This is a genomic window from Endozoicomonas sp. SESOKO4, from assembly GCF_024606275.1.
On sequence record NZ_JAHHPS010000091.1, the window covers coordinates 1 to 2,051 of the forward strand.

A 2,051-nucleotide genomic window follows, 5' to 3' on the forward strand; every position below is an offset into this window, starting at 1 on the left:
CCATGACTTTCCTTCCGGCAAAAGTTTCTAAACAAATAGGGCAATCGTCGTCCGGCTTTTGATAAAGTGCTAACTTGCTATTTGGGCTGCTGGGTACTGTCATTTCGTTCATATCTTTTAGTCCTGTCTCTGTTTTTTCGGATAACTTAAGTTTTGGACTATCGTCTATCAATTTGGTTCCCTGTGCTTATTTTTTTGGTACGCCTGGCATGGGCATTAATTGGTCTCATGAACAATTTCAGGCGAAAGAGCGGGAAATATTATATGTCTAATATTTAGTGATCAAATTATATTTGTTTTTCTGATCCATTTGTGGCACATAGTTGGGTCAAACATCTGAATAGACCAAGAGATCCCTATGTCCGAATCCTGTTATTGGAACGATGTTCTTGTTTCTTTACGACAAATCATCCGGGCCACAGACCTGCATTCGAAGCGAATGATCAAAGTATGCGGGCTCACTATCCCTCAGGTGATGGTGCTCAGAGCAATAGAAACCCTGGGCGATGTGACAGTCAAAAGAATCTCCCAGGACGTATCACTGAGCCAGGCGACAGTAACGACCATCCTCAACCGTCTGGAAGACCGCCATTACATTGAAAGGGTCAGGAGTACCAGAGATAAACGTATTGTGAATGCCCGGTTGACCACCGAAGGAATGAGTGTTCTTAAAAGCACCCCGCCCCTGCTCCATGAAAAATTCATCGAGCGCTTTGAGTCTCTGGAAGACTGGGAAAAAACCCAGCTTCTCTCTGCCCTGCAACGGGTAGCTAACATGATGGATGCAGAAAGTATTGATGCCGCCCCGGTTCTGGATGTCGGTGTGCTGACTTCCTGAAAGCCGGTTAGCAAAAACGCCGTAAACCCTCGAAAGGGCGGGGAGTTTCACTTTGAACTCTTATTATTAGAGTTATAATCCATGAGCCTGAAATTTATAGTAAAAATCCCAACTACAAAAGCAGACATGAATAAGAATAACAGCTGCAACCGGATACAAAATATTGATGGCATCATCAATCCTGATGTGGGTTTGGATGTGCCGGTCTCGAAAATGGCCTCCTTAAAGAACTTGTGGTTCAGAGGAGGCTATTTTTTACCCTGTACGATGGTTTCGCAAGAGTTCTTTCGAGCCGCACCATCAGAGACGCAACACATCAGAAAAAGCAGAGGTCTGGCTTCTGTGACTGGCCAGTGTTCTGGTAAGGTTACCGGAAACAATAAAAGCATCAGGCTAACCATTAAGACGGGAGCTGGCCCTTGAGTGTGACCACTTGTCCATTCTGAGCGAGCAATGACTCAAAATATCCAAAGTCCGGCAGTAATAGTATTTCTTTCTCTCTCAAGAAGACCGCTGCGAGTTCATCGAATCTTACTTGTTCCACGACAAACGCTTTTACCTTCGCCAAGAATTCAGGCTGAAACATCCACTCTGCAAGGTGGTGGGCCACGACAATGACCCCATCTGACTGTTTGTCTGCTTCTTGTTCATTGGCCACCCAAACTCTCATTGAAAATCCTTGTAGCTCACGCCAGAGGGCGGGGTATAAGGGTGCATCTGCTGGTAGCTTTGCGTTGCATCCAGGATGCTTTGCAATGCAGTCGAATGATCATTACTGACTTCGATTCTCATGGGAGATGCTTCCCGGTCTGTAAGACTTTTGCCTGTTTCCGAATGATCTGCACGTGGAATGGACGGTACAACGTCCGTTTGGGTATCGGACTTTGATACGCTATTCTGCATCAATCCAGGTACCGTGCCAGCCGGTGTGCTTAATGATGGTGTCATTCCATAACTCATAATATATTCTCCTTAATAATTTAAAAGTTTGGGTAGGCAACGGATATTAAAGTTCACGTCCACCTGAATACTTGGACAGGCAACGGACATTAAAGTTCACGTCCACCTGAATACTTGGACAGGCAACGGACACTCAAGTTCAGGTTATTCCTTTAAGACTTCGAAGTTTTTCCAGCGCAGCAAATTCGTTACTTCGCCATTAATGGGCTTTACCCTTCTTGCGAAGGTTTCTTATTGACATCTCCGTTTGTCG

General features: G+C 45.1%; 3 protein-coding genes. 1 reads left to right on the top strand and 2 read right to left on the bottom strand.

The window, feature by feature from the left end; translation table 11 throughout:
- Positions 1–358 precede the first annotated feature (358 nt).
- Positions 359–838: a MarR family winged helix-turn-helix transcriptional regulator gene (locus tag KDK16_RS01465; protein WP_257274355.1), complete on the top strand. Its 480-nt coding sequence runs from the start codon at positions 359–361 to the stop codon at positions 836–838.
- Positions 839–1,238: 400 nt separating this feature from the next.
- On the opposite strand, the gene KDK16_RS01470 is transcribed toward KDK16_RS01465, so the two are convergent.
- Positions 1,239–1,508: a hypothetical protein gene (locus tag KDK16_RS01470; RefSeq protein ID WP_257274356.1), complete on the bottom strand. Its 270-nt coding sequence runs from the start codon at positions 1,506–1,508 to the stop codon at positions 1,239–1,241.
- The gene (locus KDK16_RS01475; RefSeq protein ID WP_257274357.1) at positions 1,505–1,798 is read right to left on the bottom strand and encodes a hypothetical protein; all 294 of its coding nucleotides are present in this window, start codon (positions 1,796–1,798) and stop codon (positions 1,505–1,507) included. Before KDK16_RS01475 ends, KDK16_RS01470 begins: the two co-directional genes overlap by 4 nt.
- Positions 1,799–2,051: the final 253 nt, after the last annotated feature.

What these genes read in the sequence shown, in the direction of transcription:
- KDK16_RS01465 (WP_257274355.1), top strand. Translation starts at nt 359, where the DNA reads ATGTCCGAATCCTGTTATTGGAACGATGTTCTTGTTTCTTTACGACAA.
- KDK16_RS01470 (WP_257274356.1), bottom strand. Translation starts at nt 1,508, where the DNA reads ATGAGAGTTTGGGTGGCCAATGAACAAGAAGCAGACAAACAGTCAGAT.
- KDK16_RS01475 (WP_257274357.1), bottom strand. Translation starts at nt 1,798, where the DNA reads ATGAGTTATGGAATGACACCATCATTAAGCACACCGGCTGGCACGGTA.